Source organism: Micromonospora tarapacensis, from assembly GCF_019697375.1.
GTDB lineage: Bacteria > Actinomycetota > Actinomycetes > Mycobacteriales > Micromonosporaceae > Micromonospora > Micromonospora tarapacensis.
Genome location: NZ_JAHCDI010000004.1, coordinates 1,293,541 through 1,315,292, shown reverse-complemented (window position 1 = coordinate 1,315,292; position 21,752 = coordinate 1,293,541). Strand labels below are relative to the sequence as shown.

The following is a 21,752-nucleotide window of genomic DNA, read 5'->3' as shown; positions in this document are numbered from 1 at the left end:
GCTCCAGGGGAGTCGGCACGGCGGCTGATCCCCGGTTTCACCCGACCGGGCCGGGGTAGCCGGGCGGGGAGTGACGGGAGGAACGCGATGCCGAGTTCCTGGCTGAACGAGGTTGCCGCCGCGACCGCCGAGGGCGGTCACATCCACACCGACGACGAGGCGCTGTCGACCGCCCTCGCCTCGCCGCTGGCGCCGCACTGCACCGGGCTGACCCCGTCGCAGCTGCTCGCCGCCGCCTTCGCGTCCTGCCTGCACCACGCCGCGGTGGAGGCGGCCGGCGGGATCACGGACGAGGCGCACACCGTGCAGGTGCGCGCGGAGGCGAAGCTCGGGCGCGACGACGACGGGCGGTACCGCGCCGACGTGCACGCCTCGATCTCGTCGGTGGGGCTGAGCCGGCAGCAGCTCGCCGAGTTGGTCGAGCACGCCGACCGGCTCTGGCCGTTCTCCAGCGACGACGACAGCCGGCACCGGCTCACCGTCACCCCGGCGGAGAACGGCCGGCACTGATCCGCGGTCCCGGCGCGGCACGGTGGCCCGGCGTCGGGGGAACACGGCGCGGCATCCGCGCCGGATGGTCCGACCACCCCAGGTGGGGGCGAATTCGGGTCGATCCCGGCATCGCCCGTTCGGGTGAGGCACCCGAACCCGGCCATCGATGCCCCCAAGATTACTGTTTGCGGCCATCTTGGCATGACATTCCCGTCATTTACGGAATTTCGGGTAATCGAATTCCATCCGCTATGTGGTGGCTAGCGAAGAATCACCGGGCGGATAGCCGCGAAATGTGACGCATGCCACCAACCCAGCCGATGGCAGGCGTCCGCCGCCTTTCTAGCCTCGGCGGGTGCACCCCGACGACCAGATCGGCGAGAAGCCGACCCCCGAGCAACCGGCGAGCCAGTCAACCGACGGAGCATCATCCGAACGGACGACAGGGCGGCACCGTGCGACGGCGCTCCCTCGCCGCGGCGTCCGCACCATGCTGGCCTCCACCCCCGTCCGGGTGGCGCTGGCCACCGGCGTGACCTGCTGCCTCGGCGCGACGGCCGTCCTGGCGACCAGGGGCGAGGAGGAGGCACCCGCACCGCGACCGCGGGTGGCCGAGGCGGTGGCCGACCGTGCGCTGGCCGCCCAGGACGAGGCAGCGTCCCGTTCCCTCGACCGCAGCCCCTCCCCCACCCCGGTCAGCCCCAGCGCCTCGCCGAGTGCCGAACCGTCGGCCACCCCCAAGGCGAAGAAGTCGCCCGCCAAGCCGCGCCGCCCCAAGCCGGTCGCCGGGCTCACCCAGGCACAGATGGACAACGCCAAGGTGATCGTGGACGTGGGCGTCGACATGGAGATTCCCCGCCAGGGACTGGTGGTCGCCGTCGCCACGGCGATGCAGGAGAGCACGCTGCTCAACTACGCCAGCGGTGTGCTGCCCGAGTCGCAGAACTACCCGCACCAGGCCGTCGGCTGGGACCACGACTCGGTGGGGCTGTTCCAGCAGCGCCCGAGCAGCGGTTGGGGCACGGTACGCGAACTGATGCGCCCCGCGTACGCGTCCCGCGCGTTCTACGAGGCGCTGCTGGAGGTGCCCGGTTGGCAGCAGTTGAGCGTGACCATGGCCGCCCAGGCCGTACAGATCTCCGCCTACCCCTACGCGTACGCGCAGCACGAGGAGCGGGCCGTCACCGTGGTGGCCGCGCTGGCCTGACCCGTGGCGGCGGTGGCCGCGCCGGTCAGGCCCGCTTCGGCAGCACGACCACCCGGCCGAAGAACTCGTCGATGCGGTGCACCACATCGTTGAAGTCGTCCAGATCGATCGGCTTGGTGACGTACGCGTTGGCCTGAAGCGTGTAGCTGCTGATGATGTCGGTGTCCGCGTTCGAGGTGGTCAGCACGACGATCGGGATGGTCCGCAGGTCCTCGTCGCTCTTCACCTCGCCCAGCACCTGACGCCCGTCCTTGCGGGGCATGTTCAGGTCGAGCAGGATCACGTCCGGGCGTTGGGCCTCGCCGTGCCGACCCTCGCGGCGGAGGAACTCCATCGCCTCCTGACCGTCGCCGACCACGTCGATGACCTTCTCGACGTCCGAGGTCGCCAGCGCCTCCTCGATCATGAGCACGTCGCCCGGGTCGTCGTCCACCACGAGGATGCGAACCGGAGCAAGGGTGCGTGCGCCCATCGTTACCTGCCTCAGGTCGGCCAGTACGGGAGCTGTCGGTCCCGCGCTGGCGGGAAATCTAGCCCATATCCGGCCGGTCGGTGCCCGCCGGGTCAACCAGGTCGAATCCGTACCCCAGCACCTCCGCCAGGCCGGTCAGCTTGAGCACCCGCTCCACCCGGCCGGTCGCACCGGTGACCCGCAACCACCCACCCTCGCCCGCCGCGAGACTGTCGCCGCGAACGAGGGCGGCGATGCCGGTCGAATCGCAGAACGTGAGGTCGGTCAGGTCGACCAGCAGGCGGCGCTCCCCGGCCGTGGCCAGCCCGTCGATGGCGGCGTCGAGTTGGGGAGCGCCGCTCATGTCGAGCTCGCCGGCCAGGCGGAGCCGGACCGGGCCGCCGTCGTCGTGATCGACGCGCGTGACGGTGAACGCCACGACGAATCCCCTCCCGCCGTCCAGGACCGATGCTTGCTGTGCGGCAAGTATAAGGTGAGCCTACGGCCGGCCGGATCCTACGCCCCCTGCTACGAGGTCCGCCGTCCCACCGCCGCCCCGCCCTGATCGAGGAAGGCCGCCGCACGCGGAAAGTCGCGGGGGCGACCAGATCCAGCAGTACCCGATCGGCCGGCACGCCGGCGCCGGGCAGGCGCCGCGCCACGTCGACGGCGGCCTGCTCGTCGGGCTCGGCGAGGCGGTGCAGGTAGTCCGGGTACACGCCAGCGGGCGAGATGCCGGTCGTCGCGGCGGTCACGACGCCGTCGCCCCTGCTGGTCCGCCCCGCCCGAGGCGGGCACCGCGTGCAGGTGCCGGTGCGGCCGGCCGCCGGCGCCGGTGGCGCGGCCGTCGCGGTGCGGCCGGACAACACCCAGCACCATCGTGGCGAACCGGCCCTGACCGCCGGCCAGGGTGGTCTCCGGCAGGGCGTCGTTGAGCAGGCGCAGCAGCTTGCCGGGTTGCTGTTCGACCCGGTGCAGCGCGTGCAGGCACTGCCGAAGGGGGGTGGCCCCCGACCCTGGGACCAGGGGTCGGGGGCCGGAGGATGGTTCAGGGCGTCGGGACCGGGTACGAGCCGCCACGGCCGCGCTGCGGGGTCGGCTCCGCGTCCTCCGGCGACCCGGAATCCGGGGTCTGGAACAGATAGCGAACGAACTCCGCGCCCGTCCCGTCGTCCTCCGCCCCGGGCCACTGACCGGCGCAGTCGACGCCGATCACCTCGCGGCCGGTGCCGTCGGCCTCCTCCAGCAGCGCCCACAGGCTCACCGGGTAACAGCGGGTGCTCTCGGGTGCCAGCCGCCAGCGGGCGTACCAGCCGGGTCGGGCGGGGACGATCTCGATTATCCGCTTCATCACGACCTTCCCTTCCGCGTGCCTCGGAAGATCTCCGGTCCACTGCGATCGTCGGCCCTGCCCGGGTGACGGTCCCTCACCCCGGGCGGATGAAGCCGCGCCGGCATCGCCGACGGCGGTCCCCCACCGCCGAACCGGTCGTTTCGCTCCCGGCAGCGCCGGGAACGCGGTCGGCGAAGGCAGGGAAACACCAGCGGAAGCGAGGTGTCACCATGCGCAAGCAGATGGAGGGCGACAACCAGCGCCGCCGGGCGCTGGCCCGCCAGGCCCGGGAACGCGGCATGCAGGCTGCCGACACCGGCGCCAGCCTGAGCGCGTCGAAGCAACTCGCCCACCTCAACCAGAACAGGCGCGCCGGCCCACCGCCGGCCGGACAGGCCCACAAACCGGACACCGTTCGCGGCGGGCCCACGGTCCCGCCGGCCGGCGTCCCGGACAACCCCGGCCTCGCCCGAAACCGGGCGTCGACGCGCCCGGGGTCACCGCCGTGGGCTACCGCGAACTGGTCGACGACGTCGTCCGCCGCGCCGGCGTCGACTTCCGGACCGCCAAGGTCGGGGTCGAGTCGACCGTGCTCGTGCTGGCCTGGGCGCTGGAGGCGGCCGAACGCCGGCGACTGCTGGCGGCGGTTCCCACCTCGCTGCACGACGTCGTGCCGGTGGACGGCATCAAGCGGCGCCATGATCTCGGCGGGTTCCTGGCCGAGGTCGGCCGGATCAGCGGTCGCAGCCCGGAACAGGCCCGTTACCAGGCGGAGGCAACCCTCGCCGCGCTGGCCGCGCACGACCGCGACCTGGTCGACTCGCTGCACGTACCGGACGAGCTGCGGGAACTGCTGAACCCGCCGGCGGCCGGCGGCGGCGTCGTCGGTGCGAGCAGCGCCACCCCACCGCTGTCGGACGCCGAACTACGCGAGGCCCTGGCCGGACTGCCCTACTGGTCCGGTGACAGCTCGGCGCTGTCCCGAACCCTCGAGTTGCCGCCCGGCAACCTCGACCGCGTCCTGGACCGGCTCGACCAGCTCCGGGACCAGACCGGCCGCGGACCCCGGATCGGCCGGGCCGACCCCACGACCGCCGTGCTGACCGTGTCCAGCAGCAACGCCCGCGCGGTGACCCCGATGGACATCGACCTGGCCCACGCGGTCGACGGCGCGATCGACGAGGCCGGCGCCGGCCTGGCCGGCTGAGCCGGGCGCGGCTGCGGCACGCTCACGGTCGCAGCCGCGCCGCCCCGGGGCCGCACCGACCGGTCGGCGGTCGTGAGTACCCGCTCCGGCCGCACCGCCCAGGGGCCGGTCAGCGCACCCGCGCGGGCGTCTCGGGCGAGGAACTCTCCAGTGGCACGGCGTTGGCGGGAACCAGCCCGAGCTGCGCCGCCGGCCGGGCCAGCGTCGCGTCGAGCAGCCAGTCGGCGCTCACCCTGGCCCGGTTGCCGGGCATCGCCAGCAGATGGTAGCCGCGGGTCACCGCCTTGGCCGGCAGGCCGGACAGCGGCACCTTGAGCGGGTTCGCCGCCGCCTGCTTACCGCCCAGGTCGACCACCCAACCCAGGTCGTGGTGCTTGTAGGGCCGGCGGCGCCCCTGCCCGTACGAGGCGGCGATGTTGTGCGCGGCGAGCTTGCCCTGGCGCTGGGCGTGCTGGGCGGTCATCGTGCAGATCTCTCCGGGCCGGGTCAGGTCAGGCACGGCGGCGGCGTCGCCGCAGGCGTACACCTCGGGAAAACCGGGGACGTTGAGGTACTCGTCGACGACCAGCCGCCCCTTCTCGGTCCGCAGGCCCAGTTCCGCGACGAACGGGTCGGGGCGAACGCCGACGCACCAGATCAGGGAGCAGGTGGACACGTACTCGCCGTCGGTGAGCTTGACACCGTCGGAGGTCGCCACCGCCACCGAGGTGCCCATCCGGACGTCCACCCCCCGCCGCCGCAACACCCGGTCGGCGGTGGCCGACATCCGCCGATCCAGCTCCGGCAGCACCCGGGGGGCGACGTCCAGCAACATCCACTTCGGGCGGATCTTCAGGCGGGAGTGCTGGGCGGCCAACTCGTCGGTGAACAACTGGCCGTGCGCGGCCACCTCGGTACCGGTGTAACCGGCACCCACCACCACGAAGGTGGCCCGCGCCTGCTGCTCGGCCGGGTCGTCGACCTGCTCGGCCAGCTCAATCTGCCGGATCACGTGGTCGTGCAGGTAGAGCGCCTCGGGCAGGCCGCGAAAACCGTGCGCGTACTCGGTCACGCCGGGAATGGGCAGCAGCTTGTTGACGCTGCCGACCGCCAGGACCAACCGGTCGTACGCCAGCCGGTTGCGATCGCCCTCCGGCTGGGTGAAACCGACCCAACGGTTCTGCAGGTCCACGTGGTCGGCCTCGCCGATCACCACCCGCACGCCGTCCAGCGTGCCGCTCAGCGGCACGGCGATCCGACCGGGCTCCACCACGCCCGCCGCCACCTCCGGCAGCAGCGGCAGGTAGAGGAAGTAGTCGGTCGAGTTCAGCAGGACGACCTCGGCCCGGTCGCGGGCCAGCCGGCTCAACGTCTTCGCCGCGTGGTAACCGGCGAAGCCGGCCCCCACGACCACCACACGAGGCTTCGTCATGCCGGCCCGGTTCCCGCGCTGAGCGCCGCCAAACGTCACAACCGGACCGTCCTGGAGGGCGGCGGCGGATGGCCGCCTCCCGACACGAGGGCCGGCGGAGGCGCTAGGGGGTGCGCTCGATCGGCATCGGGAACCGCAGGAAGGTGGCGCCGCGCAGATCGAGCCAGGCGCGGTCCGGCGCCCGGACCAGGCGCAGCATCACCTGGGCGCAGTTCGGGCAGCGGGCCACCAGGCCGGGCGCGTGCGAGTAGACGCGCAGCCCGGCCACCGGGCCGGGAGTGCCGCAGTGGGCGCACCGGGCGGTGGCGGTGCTCAGGTCGACCGCGAACACCTCCCCGAGCGGGCCGTCGAGCATGTTGCCGTCCACGTAGGGCAGCGCGGTCATCCGCGGCTCCTCTCAGCCGGTCGGGCCGAAGCGTTCGGTGCGGACCCGCCGCGCCGGGTGGCCCAGCCCGACGAGCAGATCGGAGACGGCCTCCACGAAACCGGTGGGGCCGCAGACGTACACCGACGGCTCCAGCGCCGGCGGCCAGCCGTGGTTGTTGACGTCGGCGAGGCCGAGCCGGTGTGGCTCACCACGCCATCCATCGGGTGCCTCTCGGGTGTAGACGTACGCGACGTCGAGGCCCGCGTCGTCGCGGACCCGGCGGCGCAACTCCTCGGCGTAGAAGACGTCGGCCGGGGTGCGCACGGAGTAGATCAGCCGGAACGGGGTCCGGTTGCCGGCCGCCCGCCGGGCCCGGATCATGGCCATCAACGGCACCACCCCCGATCCGCCGGCGACCAGCAGCACCGGGTCGGTCTGCTGGGTCCGCCAGACGAACCAGCCGCCGATCGGGCCGCGTACCTCGACCGGGTCGCCCTCGCGGTAGCCGTCCACCAGGAACGGCGACACCTCGCCCTCGGGCACCCGCTGGACGGTCACCTCGATCCGGTCGCCGTCCGCCGGGGCGGCCAGGGAGTACGACCGGGCCGCCTGGTACCCGTCGGGCGCGGTGAGCCGGATGTCGACATGCTGACCCGGCAAATGTGCCGGCCAGCCGGGCACCTCCAGCACCAGCGTCTGCGCGGTCGACGTCTCCACCCGGCGGTCCACCAGCCGGGCCGCCTGCCAGCGCATCCGCCCGCTCAATCGCCCTGGTACCGCTGCTCGCGCCACGGGTCTCCGTAGTCGTGGTAGCCGGCGGTCTCCCAGAACCCGGGGGTGTCCTCGACCGTGAGGTTGATGCCGCGCGCCCACTTGGCGGACTTCCAGAAGTACAGGTGGGGTACCAGCAGCCGGGCCGGGCCGCCGTGCTCGGCGGGCAGGTCCGCACCGTCGAAGGTGTGTACCAGCCAGGCCTGCCCGTCACGCAGGTCGTCCAGCGGCAGGTTGGTCGTGTAGCCGCCGTAGCAGTGGGCCAGGGCGTAGTCCGCCGCGCTGTCCACCCCGTCGAGCAGGGTGTCCAGCGAGACGCCCCGCCAGGTGGTGCCGAGCTTCGACCAGCGGGTGACGCAGTGGATGTCGACGGTCGGTGTCTCCTGCGGCAGCGCCATCATCTCGTCCCAGCTCCACCGGTGTTGGGTACCGGTCTCGGTGCTGATGACGAACTCCCACTGATCGCGCGGCACCCTCGGTGTCGGGCCGGCGGAGAGGACGGGAAAGTCCGGAGTCAGGTACTGCCCCGGAGGCAGGTCCGGCGCCCCGGAACGCGGCCGGCCCTGGAATCCCGGAGTCACGATGCCCACCACTCAGTCGTACCACGTCCGGCGACGCCACGGGTGCGTTCGCCGACCCGGGCGGCGGCGTTGCCGGGCCGGCGGGGGTCACTTGCGTTCGGTGACGACTTCCTTCGAGCCGGGCACCGCGTTGCGGGTGGCCCGCAGGCTGGTGAGGGTGACGACGGTCAGCACGCCGAGGATGACCAGGAGCGACGCCACGGTGGGGATCTCCGGGACGCCCTCCCAGACGCCGTGTGCCCAGTGCAGGCCGAGCTTGACGCCGATGAAGGCCAGGATGATCGCCAGACCGTAGCTGAGGTGGACCAGCCGGCTCAGCGCCGCGTGCAGCACGAAGTACAGCGCCCGCAGGCCGAGCAGGGCGAAGGCGTTGGTGGCGAAGACGAGGTACGGATCCTCGGTGATGCCGTAGACGGCCGGCACCGAGTCGACGGCGAAGACCACGTCGGTGGCGAGCACCGCCACCACCACCAACGCGAGCGGGGTGAGCGCCCGGCGCCCGTCGACCCGCACGGTCATCTTCGTGCCGTGGTACTCGTGGACCACCGGCATGAACCGACGCAGCAGGCGTACTGAGCGCATGGTGCCGATGTCCACCGTCTGCTCGTGACCGGTGAGCGCGTCGCGCAGCAGCTTGGCCGCGGTGAACAGCAGGATCAACGCGAAGATCAGGAAAGCGAAGTCGAGGGTCTGCAACGCGGCCGCACCCAGGGCGATGAAGACACCCCTCAGCACCAGCGCGCCGGTGATGCCGAACAGCAGCACCCGCTGGGCGAGCACGCTCGGCACCGCGAAGGCGGCCAGCAGCAGCATGAAGACGAAGAGGTTGTCGACCGACAGCGACTTCTCGACCAGGTAGCCGGTGAGGTACTCGAAGCCCCGCTGCGAGCCGTAGCGCTGCCAGACCCAGGCGCCGAAGGCCAGCGGCAGGGCTATGTAGAACGCGGACCAGCCGAGTGCCTCCTTGAGCGAGACCTCGTGCGGGCGGCGGGTCACCAGGAAGTCGAGCACGAGCAGGGCGAGCACGCCCAGGAGGGTGATCGCCCAGAGCGAGGGGGTGCCCACCGACTGCAGATCGGCCGCGACATATGACAAATCGGACATGGAGCCTCCTCGAACACCGTGTCATGTTCGAGGTCTCCTTCACCCACGTTTCGTGGGCAACCACCCGAGGCGCGCCCCGGGCGCGCCGTACTGACCGGCATGGTTCGTGGGAAGTACTCCCCTCGTGGTGACAAGGTTAGGGCAGCCGGATCCCGCCCGCCAGGCGGGGCACTCGCGACGCGGTGACGCCGGTCACGACGTGCATCGGCGCAGGTGACGCCGGTCACCGCCGGCGGGCGCGGGCGCCTATCGTGATCGGGTGAGCGCAGACCTGGCAGCCGGCCCGCTGGCCGGCGTACGCGTGGTGGAACTGGCCGGGATCGGGCCGGCGCCGTTCGCCGCGATGATGCTGGCCGACCTCGGGGCGGAGGTGATCCGGGTGGACCGGGTGACCGACGTGGACGCCTCCGGGTTCGGCACCCCGCACCCCGATCTGCTCAACCGGGGCCGCCGCTCGATCGCGGTGGATCTGAAGTCCACCGGCGGCCGGGAGGTGGTGCTGGCCCTGGTCGAGACCGCGGACGCCCTCGTCGAGGGGTTCCGGCCCGGGGTGACCGAACGGCTCGGGCTCGGGCCGGCCGACTGCCACGCGGTCAGTCCGCGGCTGGTCTACGGCCGGATGACCGGGTGGGGCCAGGATGGTCCGAGCGCCCCGTACGCCGGGCACGACATCGACTACCTGGCCCTGACCGGCGCGTTGCACGGCATCGGCCGGGCCGGGGAGCGCCCGGTGCCGCCGATGAACCTGCTCGGCGACTTCGGCGGCGGTGGGATGATGCTCGCCCTGGGCGTCGTCTCCGCGCTCTACGCGGTCGGCGGCGGCGCGGCCGGGCAGGTGATCGACGCGGCCGTCGTGGACGGCGTCGCCGTGCTCAGCACCCAGATCCACGCGCTGCGCCGGCTCGGCATGTGGCAGGACCCGCGCGGAGTCAACCTGCTCGACGGCGGCGCACCGTTCTACGACACGTACGAGTGCGCCGACGGTCGGCACCTCGCGGTCGGCGCGCTGGAGCCCCGTTTCTACGACGAACTGGTCCGGCGTACCGGATTCCCCCTGCCGCCGGACGAGGCCGCCGACCGGACCGATCCGGCGAACTGGCCGGAGCTGCGCGCCGCCTGGGCGCGGCTGTTCCGCACCCGCAGCCGGGACGAGTGGGCGGCCCTGCTCAGCGCCTCCGACGCCTGTGCGGCGCCGGTCCTGGACTGGCGGGAGGCGTCCGAGCATCCGCACCTGGCCGCGCGGGACACCTTCGTCGTCCGCGACGGGGTCGTCCAGCCGGCGCCGGCACCGCGGTTCTCCCGCACCCCGACGTCGATCCGCCGGCCGCCGCCGTGGCCCGGCGAGCACACCGACGAGGTGCTCGGCGAGGCCGGCTACGGCCCGGACCGGGTTGCGGAGCTGCGCGGCGCCGGGGCGGTCGGCTGACCGTCGTCCCGGGGCCGCCGGAGCTTCGGACGCCCTCGGCACCGAACTCGGCGTCTCCCGCAGGGTGCGCAGCCGTTCACCGGCGGCGCAGGCCGGCACCCGGCGCCAGGGCCGGCTCGACCACGTCCCGGTAGTCACGGGGTAGCTGTACCACCAGTTCGTCGAACTCCCCGCCGGTCACCGCCTCGCGGACGGTCGTGAACACCGCACGGACGGCGTTGCGGGCGGCCGGCTCCGCCACCCCGGCGCGGACGGCCACCCGGGCGACGAACTCGGCCGCGCCGAAACGCTCCGCCGCCTCGATGTCGGGCGTCGGACGCAACGGCAGCCGCAACGGCATGGGGAGCTGGACGGCCAGATCCAGCACCTCGCCGCCGGTCAGCCGCTCGGCGAGCGTCGCCAGCGTCGCCTGGATCAGTTCCACCGCCCGCGCCGAGGACGTACCGGCCCGCCGCGCGACCTGGTCGACGAAGGTCTCGTAGTCCATCGCGTACCCCCTCGGCCCGCCGGTTACCCGCCGGGTGGGGCCGGAAACAGCGGCCGGTTTCCCGCCCGGTGGGCGCGTGACGGACGCCCGGACGGGTAACCGGCGCCGGTCGTGGCCGGAAGTGGTGGCCGCAAGCAGCCGGGAGGAGCCGACACCATGGCGAGTTACGCCGACGTCCTGCAGTACCTGTCCAGCCTGGACTACCCCGCCGGGAAGGACGACGTGGTACGCGAGGCCGAGCGCGAGGGAGCTCCGCCGGACGTGCTGCGGGCCCTGCGCGCTCTGCCTCCGGTGGACTACGCCAACGGCAACGAGGTGGCCCGCTCGGCCGGCATCGAAGCGGCTCCCGAGATCACCGACGCGCAGCGCGCGGTCCAGGGCCGCGACAAGCGCCATCAGCGGGTGTCCCAACACCTGCGCAGCATCTGAGACCGGCACCCCGTCGGGCACGTCGGCTGCACCGACGCCGCAGCCCGGCGGGCCGACCTTCGCCCGAGCCCTGGCGGCGGGCGCGCCCCGGCCGCGAACCGCGACCGGGAGCGCCCTGCGTAGCCGCCTGCCCAGGCGTCGGACGGGACCCGAACCGGATCACCACCACCGGGCGGCCGACGACCACCCGAACCGGGCGGCCGTGGCTACTGCGATCAGGATACCGCAGGCCATCGTCCGAACGGCCAGTGGGTGCCGGCAAACGGCCTCACGCCACCCACTCCGCATACCGTCGCTCCAGGTCGACCCGGGCGAGCGCGCCGACCAGCCAGGCGAGTCGTTCCGACTCGCCGCCGCCAGCCAGCCCGGCGAGATCCTCCGCGGAACGACCCAGCCCGAGCCGTCGCGCCGCGGTCAGCGCGCGCTGGTCGGCCACCGGCGCGACCTCTCGCCACAGCGACTGCACGTCGCGCAGGAACAGGTCCGTCACCTGGTTGTCCACCCCGGGCAGGGCGGTGAGCAGGGCCCGTTCGCGCGTCGGGTCGCGGCGGGCCGCCGACCGCAGTCGACGCAGGTCGCCGCCGTACCGCCCGACCACCCCGCGAGCCAGCTCGCCCAGCAGTTCGGCCAGCGCGTCGACGTCACCGCGCTGGCCGCTGTCGCGCAGCACCCGGGCCCGGTCGGCGGGCAGCGAGCGGGACAACCGCGCCGCGCTGTCCCAGCCCGCGTCGGGCAGGGCGTGCGCGCTGTCCAGGGCTCGCCGGAAGTCTCCCCGACGGGCGAGCAGCACCGCGAGGCAGAGCAACTGGAACAGGCTGGACGGGTTGTTGGTCACCCGGAAGCCGTACTGCTCGGCGAATCCCCGGCCGCTGCCGGCGAGTCGGCGCGCCAGGCGCTTGCGGTCCTCGATGGTGGAGACGGTGGTGGCCATGGGGGCTGTTACCCCCGCCCGAGCCGACCACGCCTGCGGTCAGCCCCGGAAGCCGCCGATCCGGTCGCGGGCCTTCAGCCGGGTCGTTGGCAGGGCAGGTGCGGGTAGCGGCGGATCCGGGTCCGCGGCGACGACGCCGAAGCGCCGCCCGGCCATCCAGTCGTCCCGGGCAGCGACGATCTCCTCGTGACTGCGGCCCACGAAGTTCCACCACATCACCAGCGGCTCCTCGAAGGGCGTGCCGCCGAGCAGCAGCAACCGGCTGCCGGGCTCACCGCGCACGGTCAACGCCTCCCGCTGCGCGCCGAGCCAGAGCAGCGCTCCCGGCGCGAGCGGCACGCCGTCGACCTCGGCGGCGCCGTCGAGGGCGAGCAGGGCGTACTCGAAGTCGCGCCGCAGCGGGACGCCGACCGGCTCCGCACCGGCGAGTTCCAGCTGCGCGCCGAGCAGTGGGGTGTGCACCCGGGCCGGCGAGCGTTCGCCGGAAAGTTCCCCGACCAGCAGGGTGACGCCGAGGTCACCGGCGCGCCACCGGGGCAGGTCGGCGTGGTGGGCGAAGTCGGCCGCTCCGGCCCGGGCCGGGTCCGGCAGCGCCACCCACAGCTGCACACCGTGCATCAGTGGCGGATGCTCGACCGGCGAGCGCTCGGAGTGGGCGATGCCGTGCCCGGAGGTCATCACGTTGAGCTGGCCGGGACGGATGGTCTGCTCGTTGCCGAGGCTGTCGCGGTGCAGGATCTCCCCGTCGAGCAGCCAGGTGACGGTCTGCAGGCCGGTGTGCGGGTGCGGCGGCACCTCCATGCCCGGGCGCTGTGCCACGTCGTCGGGACCGAAATGGTCGACGAAACACCAGGCCCCGACCATTCGCCGGGTGCGTTGCGGCAACAGCCGGCGCACGGTGGTGTACCGGCCCAGCGGCACGTCGTGGCCGGGTAGCAGGACGCTGCCCGGATCAACGGTCGCCACTCCGGGCGGTCGGGTCTGCGCGGGCATCGACTCGGTGCGCTCCACGGACCGACTCTACGCCCGGTCCGGCCGCCCGCCGTGCCGCTGCGGCCGAATCGGGCGGCAGCGAACGTCGTGCCCGCACCCGCAGGATGAGCCGGGCCGGTAGCCGCGGCCGGCGCGCCGGCACCGGCGTGCGCAGGTGCGGACAAGCGGATACCGGTGCCCGCCGGAGGGAACGGCGGGCACCGGTATCAAGGTCGTCCGGGCACTGCCCGGTGGGTTGGATCAGTGCGCGCCACCCGCACCGAAGCGGTTGCGGCGCCGCCACACCAGCGTGCCGAGCAGCAGGACCGCACCGGCGCCGACGAGACCGCCACCGACCTTCATCGGCGTGTCCAGGCTGCTGCCGGTGACCGGCAGGTGCGGCTTCTTCTTGCGCAGCACCCGCAGCTCGCTCGAGGCGGTGCGGCCGGACTCCCGACCGGTCGCGGTGAAGGTGAGCAGGCCGGTCACCTTGGGCGTGTACCTCCGGGTGAAGACGCCCTCTGAATTGGTCCGGGCGGTGAAGCTGAGCGGCGCACTGGCCTGGAAGGCCACCGGTGCCATGGCGACGGTGCTGCCGTCGCTACGGCGGGCCGTGCCTGCGGCCGGCGCGGCCAGCGGCGTCACCGACACCACGATGTCCACCGTCTCGTTCGGCCCGAAGTTGCGGCCGGTGAGGATGACCGTCTCACCCAGGAAGATGGTGGGTCGGTTCACCGTCAGCGAGGTGAGCACCGGCGGATAGGGCGGTGGCTGGGGCGTGTCGGTGACTGTGGGCGCCGGCTGCGGCTGCGCCGCCCCCGCCGCGGTCGGCACTGCCACGACGGCCAGACCGACCGTGAGTGCCATGATGATGCGGGATAGCCGCATGGTTCGTTCCCTCCTACTGAGAACAGCTTGGTGCGGTAACAACATGGGTGGTCCATGGGGTGGCGGTCGGGGTCAGCCACAGCTCGGCCGCTCCGCTTTCCGTCTTGCCGGTGAGCAGCGAGACCTCCAGCGTTCGGGTTCCGCCCGGGCCGACCTCGACGTTCACCGTGGCGACCTGCCGGCGCCGTTCGGTGCCGTTGCCCACCGAGGTCTCGACCCCGTCGAGACGGGTCTCGAGCACCGCGCCGCCGGCCGGGCCGTACACCGACACGAGCGTGCGGGCGGTGTACGGATCCCCGGCCCGGGCCAGGCCGAGGACCGATTCGCTGAGCCCCGAGGCCGGTGCGGTGGACCGGAGCGTCACCCGGAGGTTCAGCTCGCGGCGACCGTCGGCGTGGCAGTCGTCGACCGCCAGGTCGGCGGTGTGCCGCAGGTAGTAGCCGAGCTTCGCGCCGCTGCCGTCGTTGAGGAAGACGCCGACCGTCGGCACGGTGTCCTGTTCCGGAAGTGTCCCGGCCATTCGGCTGTCGCCGAATGTTCGCTGTTCCTCCGGATGGGCACTCCAGAACAGTATCCGACGTTCTTGTATAGAGCGGTTGAATGCGGACAACAACCCATTCGGGTGGACGTTTCTCGCGAAGAGGGTGTCGAACACCGTGGCCGCGGCAGCGGCGAAGAAGGTGTCCTGCTCCTTCGGACTCATCCGCTGGTACGTGTGGCTGAGCAGGGTCTGGACGGCGTTCTCGGAACTCAGCGCCACCCCGCCCGGCACCTTCACCGGCCCGGTGGCCTTGAGCAGGTACGACAGCACCACCGGGTCGACGGCGAGGACACCGTCGACACTCTCCCCGCTGTGTCGGCGGTACATCTCCCGGTACAGCGACGCCGCCGTCGGGAAGTGTGGGGTGAGGTTGACGTCCGCGGGATAGATCCCGGGCAGTTCTCCCCAGAGCGCACGCAGCTCCGCCGGGATCGTGAGCGGCTCGACGAACTGGCCGAGGCTCGCGCTGCTGCCCTGCGCACCCATCCGCACCCGGCCCTTCTCGGCCTCGATCACGGCGTACGCGCCGAACATGCCGCCGGTGGCCCGCAGCTCCGCCGAGTTCTGCGACACCAGCAGGTACCGTCGCGGCCCGTCCACCCCCAGCAACGGCGGCAGCAGCCGGCTGGCCCGGTCGGCCGCGGAGGTCATCGCCGCCAGCCGGTCGATCTCGCCGCGCAGGTTCTCCAGGGCGCGGCGGACCTGCCCGACCAGCCGGTCGCCGGAGATCCCGGCCAGCTCCGTCCGGGTCCGCTGCACCGTCGCGTCCACCGCGACCAGGTCGTCGTTGACGGCCCGCAGCCCGGTCAGGTCCAGCCGCCCCTCCTGGGGCACCAGGCCACCGAGGTCCACCCGCAGCAGCGCCGGGAATGCCTGCCGAGCGAGTTCGTCGATGGTGATGGCGATCTGGCGCACCGCCGAGAGATTCGCCCCGGCGAGGGGGGCCTGCCGGCCGAGCCACCAGCCGGGATCGTCGGTGGCCCGCCGGGCCGCCCCGGACTGCTCCTGCAACGCGGCGAGGGTCCGCTGCGCGCGAGCGGTGTCGCCACCGACCAGCTGGGCGCTCAGCTCACCGGCCAGCCCGGCGGCGTTGACCAGGTGGGCGCGGGCCTGCCAGCCCCGGAGCCCGACCCAGCCGGCGAGGCCGAGCAGGAGCGAACCGACCACAAGCGTGGTGAGCAGGATGCGCCGCAGCCGGGCGCGGCGACGCCGGCGGAGCCGGCTGCGCCGCCGACGGGGACTGTCGCTCTCCGTCACACCACACCCCATTCTCAAAACGGACAGAACGCCACATTGTTCTTAGCACCTAACGACCGGAAAGGTGCGGTAATGACGGCCTCAGGCGTTATGCGGGACCGGGTCGTGTTTCGCCTTCCGGGCGGCACCCTCGGCCACCGCGTCCCGCAGCAACTCCTCGATCCGGTCCACCCCGGCCGGCAAGGACATGTCCCGCAGGTACGCCTCCCGGCCGCGCCGGCCCATCTCGGCCCGAGCCGGCGCGGGTATGTGCGCCGCCAGCCAGAACCGGTCCGCCAGGCTGGCCCAGTCCTCCGGTGGGCAGGACAGCCCGGCCCGGGCCCGCTCGACCAGGGCGGCCGTGTCGCCGCCGGTCGAGGTGACCACCGGCGCGGCACAGGACAGGGCCGCCTGGAGCTTGTCCGGCACGGTGCTGCGCAGCTCCGGCAGGTTTCGCAGCATCACCAACTGGTAGTCGGCGGCGGCGTACAGCTCGGGCATGTCCAGCGGTGACCGCCGGTCGACGAACCGGACGTTGCCGGCCCGCAGGTCGGCGGCGAGCCCCGCACCCGCCGCTCGTCGGCGCCCGACCCCACCAGGACCAGGTCCATGGTGTCGCCCAGGGCCGCCGCCGCCCGGACCGCCGTCTCCAGCCCCTGCCGGACCCCGATGGTCCCGGCATGCATCACCACGCATCGCCCGTCGCGGCGGACGAGCCGGTGCGCGGCCACGCTGGCCTGCGCCGGACGGAAGATCCGCTCGTCGGTCCAGTTGAGCACCACCCGGACCCGGGCCTGGTCGACTCCGACCGCGACGACCGCGTCGCGCAACGACGGCGCGGCCACCGCGACCGTGGTGGCGGCCCGGTAGGTCCGGGCCATCGACGCGCGCACCCGCGCCGCCCACCGTCCGTCGTCGGTGCCGTCCGGTGCCTCCTCGGCCCACACGTCCGGCACGTGCAGGACGACCGGCACCGAGCCGAGCAGGCGCAACAGGGCGGCCGAGGCGAACGCCGCGGCCGGCGGCTGGTACACGTACAACACGTCGACGCCGGCGAGGAAACGGCGACCGACCAGCGCCGCGCCGCCGGCGAAGGAGAGCCAGGCGGCCATCCGGCCGCGCACCGTGGCGTCCCCGGAGGTGTATCTGGGCAGCCGGCGCACGGTCAGCCCCCGGCTGCGGGTCTCGTGGTGCCAACGCTGACGCCAGCCCGGGTACCGGTGCCCGCCCGGGTAGTCCGGAAAGCCGGTGAGCACCCGCACCTCGTGTCCCCGCGCGGCCAGTTCCTCGGCCAGGCTGCCGGGGATGAACGCCGGTTCCGGCGGGAAGTGGTATGTCAGGATCCCGATCCGCACCAGGGCACCCCCGTCCCGGCCCGCCGGTTCGGCGCGGCGCCCGGGGACGCGGGCGTCACGGCTGCGTAGGATTCCGGCATCCCCTCCCGGGGCGGGCGCCGCCGGCGACCGCTCCTCGTCGCGGTGCTGACGCCCGCGACCGCTTCGTCGAGGGGGTTCCAGATGCTCACCGGGGTGCTGTTCGTCTGCCACGCCAACCTGTGCCGGTCACCGATGGCCGAGTACGCCGCACGGCGCCTACTCGCCGGGCTTCCGGTGACGGTGGCCAGTGCCGGCACCGACGCCGTCGCGGACCTGGCCATGCATCCGTACGCGGCCGAGATCGCCGCCGAGACCGGCGAGGACCCGGCGACGTTCCGCAGCCGGCGACTGTTGCCGGAGCACCTCACCGACGCGGTGCTGGTGCTGACCGCCACCCGCCGCCAGCGGTCGATCTGCACCTCCCTGGCCCCCGCGGTGCTGCACCGCACGTTCACGCTGCGCCAGTTCGGCCGGCTCGCCTCGGCGGTCGAGGCACCGATGGAGGAGCACGACGATCCGGTCCAGGCCGCCGTGGCCGCCGCGGCCCTGGCCCGGGGCGGCTGCAACCCGCCCCGGGGACTCCGACGACCTGCGGGATCCGGTGGCCGGCACGCCCGAGGACTTCCGACGCTGCGCGGAGGAGATCGAGCGGGCCCTGCGCCCCCTGGCGGCACTCATCGGGACAGCCGGGTGAGTTCCTGGGTGTGGTCGCTCACCTCTCCGGTGGGCGCCGGACCGGCGTGCCGGCCGCTCGTCGCCCGGTCCGTCGGCACCGACCGGGCGCCGGTCGCGGCGACGACGACGCGGTAGGCCTCGTACTGGTAGGCCTCCGCCTTGGGCACCCGGGCCATGTTCAGCACACAGCCGAGCAGCCGCACCGACACGGAGTGCAGTGCCCGGGCCGCCGCGGCCACCTGCGCCCGGGACGTACGTCCCTGCTGGGTGACCAGGAGCGCGCCGTCGGCCTGCACGGCGACCACCACCCCGTCGGTGACCGCCAGCAGCGGAGCGGTGTCGATGATGACGATGTCGGCGGACTCGCGCAGGGCCAGCAGCAGATCCGACATGGCCTTCGAGCCGAGCAGCTCGCTCGGGTTGGGCGGGGCCGAGCCGCTGGGCAGCACCAGCAGCGACTTGTCGCCCCAGCGCTGGACCACGTCCCCGACGTGCACATCGCCGACCAGGACGTCGGTCAGCCCGACTCCCGCGTCGATGCCCAGGTACTCGTCGACCTTGGGGCGACGCAGGTCGGCGTCGACCAGCAGGACCCGCCAGCCCGCCTCGGCGAGCGCGATCGCCAGGTTGCACGACAACGTCGTCTTGCCCTCGCCCTGGAGGGCGCTGGTGACGGCGATGACCCGCGCCGGCTCGTGCACGTCGACGAAACGCAAATTGGTCCGGAGCTTGCGGACCGCCTCGGCGCGGGCCGACGTCGCGGCGTCGCCGACGATCAGCGGAGCCGAGCGCGCGGTGCTGTCGATCGGGATCTCGCCGAGCAGCGGGCTTCCGGTCACCCGCTGCAGTCCGGCGGCGTCGCGCAGCCGCACGTCGGCCATGCCGCGCAGGATCGCCAGGCCGACGCCGGCCAGCAGGCCCAGCAGCGCACCGATGACGGTGTTGCGGACCGGTTGCGGCGACACCGGCGTGGGAGTGACCCGCGGCCCGCTGACCACCTCGATCTTGATCGGGCCGGGACTGCCGTCCGGCCGCGCCTCGACCTTCTGCACCAACTCGATGAACTTCGCCGAGAGCGCCTCGGTGACCCGCAACGCGCGGGTCTGGTCGGTGTCGTTCACCGAGGCCCGCAGCAGGACCGTGCCGTTCTCGGTGGAGGTGCTGACCCGGCGCTGGATCTCCTCGGCGGTCAGTCCCAACTGACTGTCGGCCACCGCGGCCTGCGCCAGCCGGTCGCTGGTCAGCAGTTCCGCATAGGACTTCACCCGTTGCTGGAGGAAGAGGCCGCCCTGGTAGGCGTCCGTGACGCCCTGGCTCGGCGTGGTGACGAAGAAGGTGACCGAGGCGACGTAACGGGGCTGCGCCCGGACGGTGACCAGGGCGGTCACGCCGAGGGCCACCATGAAGGTGACCAGCACGATCCACCAGTGCCGGCGCACGAGGCGTAGTTGGCGGTACAGGTCCATCAGGCGGGCCTCCGTGCCGGGCCGGTAACGCCAAAGAACTTCACGAAAACCCCCAAGGTCGGCTCAATCTCGTGAAACCATTAAAGCGGCTCATGCGACTTATGTCCGGAGTTAGGTATTTTCCTCAAGGAGGATCGCGCCCGAAGTGACCAACCGGACCGGCGGCCCGTCGGAATCGCTCCGACCCGAAAAAGATGCGGGGTGATCGCCGAGGGGACACTGCGACGACCGGCACCGAGCTGTGGGAAGAGTCGCCTCCGCCCCGCTCGCGACCGCCGTCCGCACTGGATAGGGTCTTGGACGGGTGTGCCGGGAAGCCTGGTCGGCGATAATGCCGTGCTGCCCCCGACCGACGAGGTGGACCTCACGTATGACCGACCAGACCCCAGGCCCCGAGCACCGCGGCGTACGCCGCCTCTTCGCGCGTACCTCCTGGCCGGAGGCGCGCTTCCTGGCCGACGTACTCCGCACGGAGACGGTCGGCGGCGCCCTGCTGCTGCTCGGCGCCGTGATCGCACTGGTCTGGGCGAACTCCCCCTGGGGCGACTCCTACGCCGCGCTCGGGCAGTGGGTCCCCTGGTCAGCCGGCTCGGCGCTGCACCTCGATCTCGACCTCGCCACCTGGGCCGCCGACGGCCTGCTGGCCATCTTCTTCTTCGTGGTCGGGCTGGAACTGAAACGCGAGTTCGTCGCCGGTGAACTGCGCGACCCGCGCCGGGCGGCACTGCCGGTGGTCGCGGCGATCGGCGGCATGGCGTTGCCGGCGCTGATCTACGTGGGAGTCAACGTCGCCGGCGGCGGCGAGGGGGTACGCGGCTGGGCCATCCCCACCGCCACCGACATCGCCTTCGCGCTGGCGGTGCTGGCCGTCATCGGGGCGTACCTGCCGCAAGGGCTGCGCGCCTTCCTGCTCACCCTGGCCGTGGTCGACGACCTGCTCGCGATCACCATCATCGCGATCTTCTACACCGATGACTTCAGCGTGCTCCCGCTGCTCGGCGCCGTGCTGCCGATCGCCCTGTTCGGCCTGCTCGTGCAGCGCCGCCGCACCTGGTGGTGGGCGCTCGTCCCACTCGCGCTCATCGCCTGGACGCTTGTGCACTCCTCCGGGGTGCACGCCACGGTGGCCGGTGTGCTGCTGGGCTTCACCGTGCCGGTGCTCACCGGCAAGGGCGGCGACGCCCGCCGCCCGATGCCCGGCCTCGCCGAACATCTGGAACACCGGTGGCGGCCGATCTCGGCCGGGTTCGCCGTGCCGGTCTTCGCGTTCTTCGCCGCCGGGGTCTCGCTGCGCGGCGCCGACCTGGGCGCGGTGGTGACCGACCCGGTCGTCCTCGGCGTCGTCCTCGGTCTGGTCGTCGGCAAGTGCGTCGGCATTCTCGGCTCGACCTACCTGCTGGCCCGGTTCACCCGCGCCAGCCTGGACGAGGACATCACCTGGTCGGACCTGCTCGGCGTGTCGTTCCTGGCCGGTATCGGCTTCACCGTGTCGCTGCTGATCGGCGAGCTCGCCTTCGGCTCCGACAGCGTCGAGGGCGCCAACGTGAAGGCCGCGGTGCTGGCCGGCTCGCTGATCTCGGCGCTGCTGGCCATGCTGGTGCTGCGTAGGCGCAACAAGGTCTACCGGGCGATCGCGTTGAAGGAGCGGGCCGACATCGACCAGGACGGCGTGCCGGACGTCTACCAGAAACCCGGCGGCTGACCGCCTCTGATCACGTCCCGGACGCCCGGCCGACCTGCTCGGACGGGCGTCCGGCATCCGTCGACCGCCACCGCCGGAAATCCCGCATCAGCGCGCCGCGCAGCAGCGTACGCAGGGCGGCGATCGCCGCGACGGCGGCCAGGTCCGGCCAGGGTGGCCCGCCGGCCAGCCGCAGCAGGCCGGCGGCGAGCAGCATGTCGAGCAGCACCCGCAGGGCCGTCGACCGGGAGCCGGTGGTCACCAGTGCGACCGTCGCGGCGAGCACGCCCAGCACCGTGACGGCGGCGGACAGCGCCCCGGTCATCTCGGTCGTCCCGGTCGCTCCGGCCGGCCGACCTGCCGCTGTTCCTGCTCGATCTCCCGGCCCAGGACGTAGTTCAGCACGGTGCGGATGGCGGCGATCGCGGCGAGTTGGCCGATCTGCGCGAAGGTCGGCGACAGCGCGGTCCGCAGGATGTCCGCCGCCAGCTGGAACTCGAGCCCCAGGGTGAGGAACCTGCCCAGGGTCAGCCGGATCCGGGTGAACACGGCGGCGTCGCGGTGACGCAACCCGTCGACCACGAACCGCAGCGCGGCCCAGGCCGCTCCGGCGACGATCACCGACGCGCCGACGATCTCCACCGCGGTCACCAGCACCTGGTGGCCGCCGTGGAGGATCACCTCGACGTCCATCCGAGCGCCTTACCCGGCCGGCAACCG

Annotated in this window: 21 protein-coding genes and 3 pseudogenes; 7 read left to right on the top strand and 17 right to left on the bottom strand. The window is 73.0% G+C overall.

Features of this window, described 5'->3' with window-relative positions; genetic code table 11:
• Positions 1-87 precede the first annotated feature (87 nt).
• Complete coding sequence (locus tag KIF24_RS11910; protein ID WP_221084099.1) at positions 88-510, top strand: OsmC family protein; 423 nt, start codon at positions 88-90, stop codon at positions 508-510.
• Between the two features lie 337 nt (positions 511-847).
• Positions 848-1,699 carry a hypothetical protein gene (locus tag KIF24_RS11905; RefSeq protein WP_221084098.1) on the top strand — a complete coding sequence of 284 codons (852 nt, stop codon included), beginning with the start codon at positions 848-850 and terminating at the stop codon, positions 1,697-1,699.
• Between the two features lie 25 nt (positions 1,700-1,724).
• Here KIF24_RS11905 and KIF24_RS11900 read toward each other — a convergent pair whose 3' ends face one another.
• The 3 genes from KIF24_RS11900 to KIF24_RS11890 form a co-directional block, all read right to left on the bottom strand.
• A complete protein-coding gene (locus KIF24_RS11900) occupies positions 1,725-2,171 on the bottom strand; it encodes a response regulator (protein ID WP_221084097.1) in 447 nt (148 codons plus the stop codon).
• Between the two features lie 58 nt (positions 2,172-2,229).
• On the bottom strand, positions 2,230-2,589 hold the full coding sequence (locus KIF24_RS11895) for an STAS domain-containing protein (RefSeq protein WP_221084096.1): 360 nt from the start codon (positions 2,587-2,589) through the stop codon (positions 2,230-2,232).
• Between the two features lie 609 nt (positions 2,590-3,198).
• Positions 3,199-3,501 carry a hypothetical protein gene (locus KIF24_RS11890; protein WP_221084095.1) on the bottom strand — a complete coding sequence of 101 codons (303 nt, stop codon included), beginning with the start codon at positions 3,499-3,501 and terminating at the stop codon, positions 3,199-3,201.
• A gap of 212 nt (positions 3,502-3,713) precedes the next feature.
• On the opposite strand from KIF24_RS11890, the pseudogene KIF24_RS11885 reads away from it, so the two are divergent.
• Positions 3,714-4,690, top strand: a pseudogene (locus KIF24_RS11885) (DUF2267 domain-containing protein).
• A gap of 109 nt (positions 4,691-4,799) precedes the next feature.
• On the opposite strand, the gene KIF24_RS11880 reads toward KIF24_RS11885, so the two are convergent.
• The 5 genes from KIF24_RS11880 to KIF24_RS11860 all read right to left on the bottom strand — a co-directional run bounded on the left by KIF24_RS11880 (position 4,800) and on the right by KIF24_RS11860 (position 8,924).
• Positions 4,800-6,101 carry an NAD(P)/FAD-dependent oxidoreductase gene (locus tag KIF24_RS11880; RefSeq protein WP_221084094.1) on the bottom strand — a complete coding sequence of 434 codons (1,302 nt, stop codon included), beginning with the start codon at positions 6,099-6,101 and terminating at the stop codon, positions 4,800-4,802.
• 103 nt (positions 6,102-6,204) lie between these two features.
• Positions 6,205-6,486, bottom strand: a complete 282-nt coding sequence (locus KIF24_RS11875; protein WP_221084093.1) for a DUF6510 family protein — start codon at positions 6,484-6,486, stop codon at positions 6,205-6,207.
• Between the two features lie 12 nt (positions 6,487-6,498).
• The gene (locus tag KIF24_RS11870) at positions 6,499-7,221 is read right to left on the bottom strand and encodes a ferredoxin reductase (RefSeq protein WP_221084092.1); all 723 of its coding nucleotides are present in this window, start codon (positions 7,219-7,221) and stop codon (positions 6,499-6,501) included.
• Between the two features lie 8 nt (positions 7,222-7,229).
• Positions 7,230-7,820, bottom strand: coding sequence for a sulfite oxidase-like oxidoreductase (locus KIF24_RS11865; RefSeq protein ID WP_221087311.1), 591 nt, complete (start codon positions 7,818-7,820; stop codon positions 7,230-7,232).
• Positions 7,821-7,907: 87 nt separating this feature from the next.
• Positions 7,908-8,924 (bottom strand): TerC/Alx family metal homeostasis membrane protein, encoded by a 1,017-nt coding sequence (locus KIF24_RS11860; RefSeq protein ID WP_221084091.1) that lies wholly within the window; start codon positions 8,922-8,924, stop codon positions 7,908-7,910.
• A 259-nt stretch (positions 8,925-9,183) separates the two neighbouring features.
• On the opposite strand from KIF24_RS11860, the gene KIF24_RS11855 reads away from it, so the two are divergent.
• Positions 9,184-10,350 carry a CaiB/BaiF CoA transferase family protein gene (locus KIF24_RS11855; RefSeq protein WP_221084090.1) on the top strand — a complete coding sequence of 389 codons (1,167 nt, stop codon included), beginning with the start codon at positions 9,184-9,186 and terminating at the stop codon, positions 10,348-10,350.
• 76 nt (positions 10,351-10,426) lie between these two features.
• Here KIF24_RS11855 and KIF24_RS11850 read toward each other — a convergent pair whose 3' ends face one another.
• Entirely contained in the window at positions 10,427-10,837 is a 411-nt protein-coding gene (locus KIF24_RS11850) for a DUF2267 domain-containing protein (RefSeq protein ID WP_221084089.1), read from the bottom strand.
• 156 nt (positions 10,838-10,993) lie between these two features.
• On the opposite strand from KIF24_RS11850, the gene KIF24_RS11845 reads away from it, so the two are divergent.
• Positions 10,994-11,266 (top strand): DUF2795 domain-containing protein, encoded by a 273-nt coding sequence (locus KIF24_RS11845; protein WP_221084088.1) that lies wholly within the window; start codon positions 10,994-10,996, stop codon positions 11,264-11,266.
• A 268-nt stretch (positions 11,267-11,534) separates the two neighbouring features.
• Here the strand turns inward: KIF24_RS11845 and KIF24_RS11840 are convergent, their stop codons facing one another.
• From KIF24_RS11840 to KIF24_RS11820, 5 genes and pseudogenes are all read right to left on the bottom strand, one after another.
• Entirely contained in the window at positions 11,535-12,197 is a 663-nt protein-coding gene (locus KIF24_RS11840; protein ID WP_221084087.1) for a hypothetical protein, read from the bottom strand.
• A gap of 39 nt (positions 12,198-12,236) precedes the next feature.
• Entirely contained in the window at positions 12,237-13,208 is a 972-nt protein-coding gene (locus tag KIF24_RS11835; RefSeq protein WP_221084086.1) for a pirin family protein, read from the bottom strand.
• Between the two features lie 222 nt (positions 13,209-13,430).
• Positions 13,431-14,057 (bottom strand): hypothetical protein, encoded by a 627-nt coding sequence (locus KIF24_RS11830; protein WP_221084085.1) that lies wholly within the window; start codon positions 14,055-14,057, stop codon positions 13,431-13,433.
• A gap of 13 nt (positions 14,058-14,070) precedes the next feature.
• Entirely contained in the window at positions 14,071-15,855 is a 1,785-nt protein-coding gene (locus tag KIF24_RS11825; RefSeq protein WP_331461091.1) for a DUF4012 domain-containing protein, read from the bottom strand.
• An 81-nt stretch (positions 15,856-15,936) separates the two neighbouring features.
• Positions 15,937-17,189 (bottom strand): annotated as a pseudogene (locus KIF24_RS11820) (glycosyltransferase family 4 protein).
• Positions 17,190-17,351: 162 nt separating this feature from the next.
• Here KIF24_RS11820 and KIF24_RS32645 point away from each other — a divergent pair.
• Positions 17,352-17,672, top strand: a pseudogene (locus KIF24_RS32645) (arsenate reductase/protein-tyrosine-phosphatase family protein); the annotation flags it as partial.
• A 212-nt stretch (positions 17,673-17,884) separates the two neighbouring features.
• Here the strand turns inward: KIF24_RS32645 and KIF24_RS11810 are convergent.
• Positions 17,885-19,351 (bottom strand): polysaccharide biosynthesis tyrosine autokinase, encoded by a 1,467-nt coding sequence (locus KIF24_RS11810; protein WP_221084083.1) that lies wholly within the window; start codon positions 19,349-19,351, stop codon positions 17,885-17,887.
• Positions 19,352-19,721: 370 nt separating this feature from the next.
• Between KIF24_RS11810 and nhaA the strand changes: the two genes are divergently transcribed.
• Complete coding sequence (gene nhaA / locus KIF24_RS11805) at positions 19,722-21,053, top strand: Na+/H+ antiporter NhaA (RefSeq protein WP_221084082.1); 1,332 nt, start codon at positions 19,722-19,724, stop codon at positions 21,051-21,053.
• A 10-nt stretch (positions 21,054-21,063) separates the two neighbouring features.
• Here nhaA and KIF24_RS11800 read toward each other — a convergent pair whose 3' ends face one another.
• Entirely contained in the window at positions 21,064-21,357 is a 294-nt protein-coding gene (locus tag KIF24_RS11800; RefSeq protein ID WP_221084081.1) for a DUF1622 domain-containing protein, read from the bottom strand.
• The gene (locus tag KIF24_RS11795) at positions 21,354-21,725 is read right to left on the bottom strand and encodes a DUF1622 domain-containing protein (RefSeq protein WP_221084080.1); all 372 of its coding nucleotides are present in this window, start codon (positions 21,723-21,725) and stop codon (positions 21,354-21,356) included. Before KIF24_RS11795 ends, KIF24_RS11800 begins: the two co-directional genes overlap by 4 nt.
• Positions 21,726-21,752: the final 27 nt, after the last annotated feature.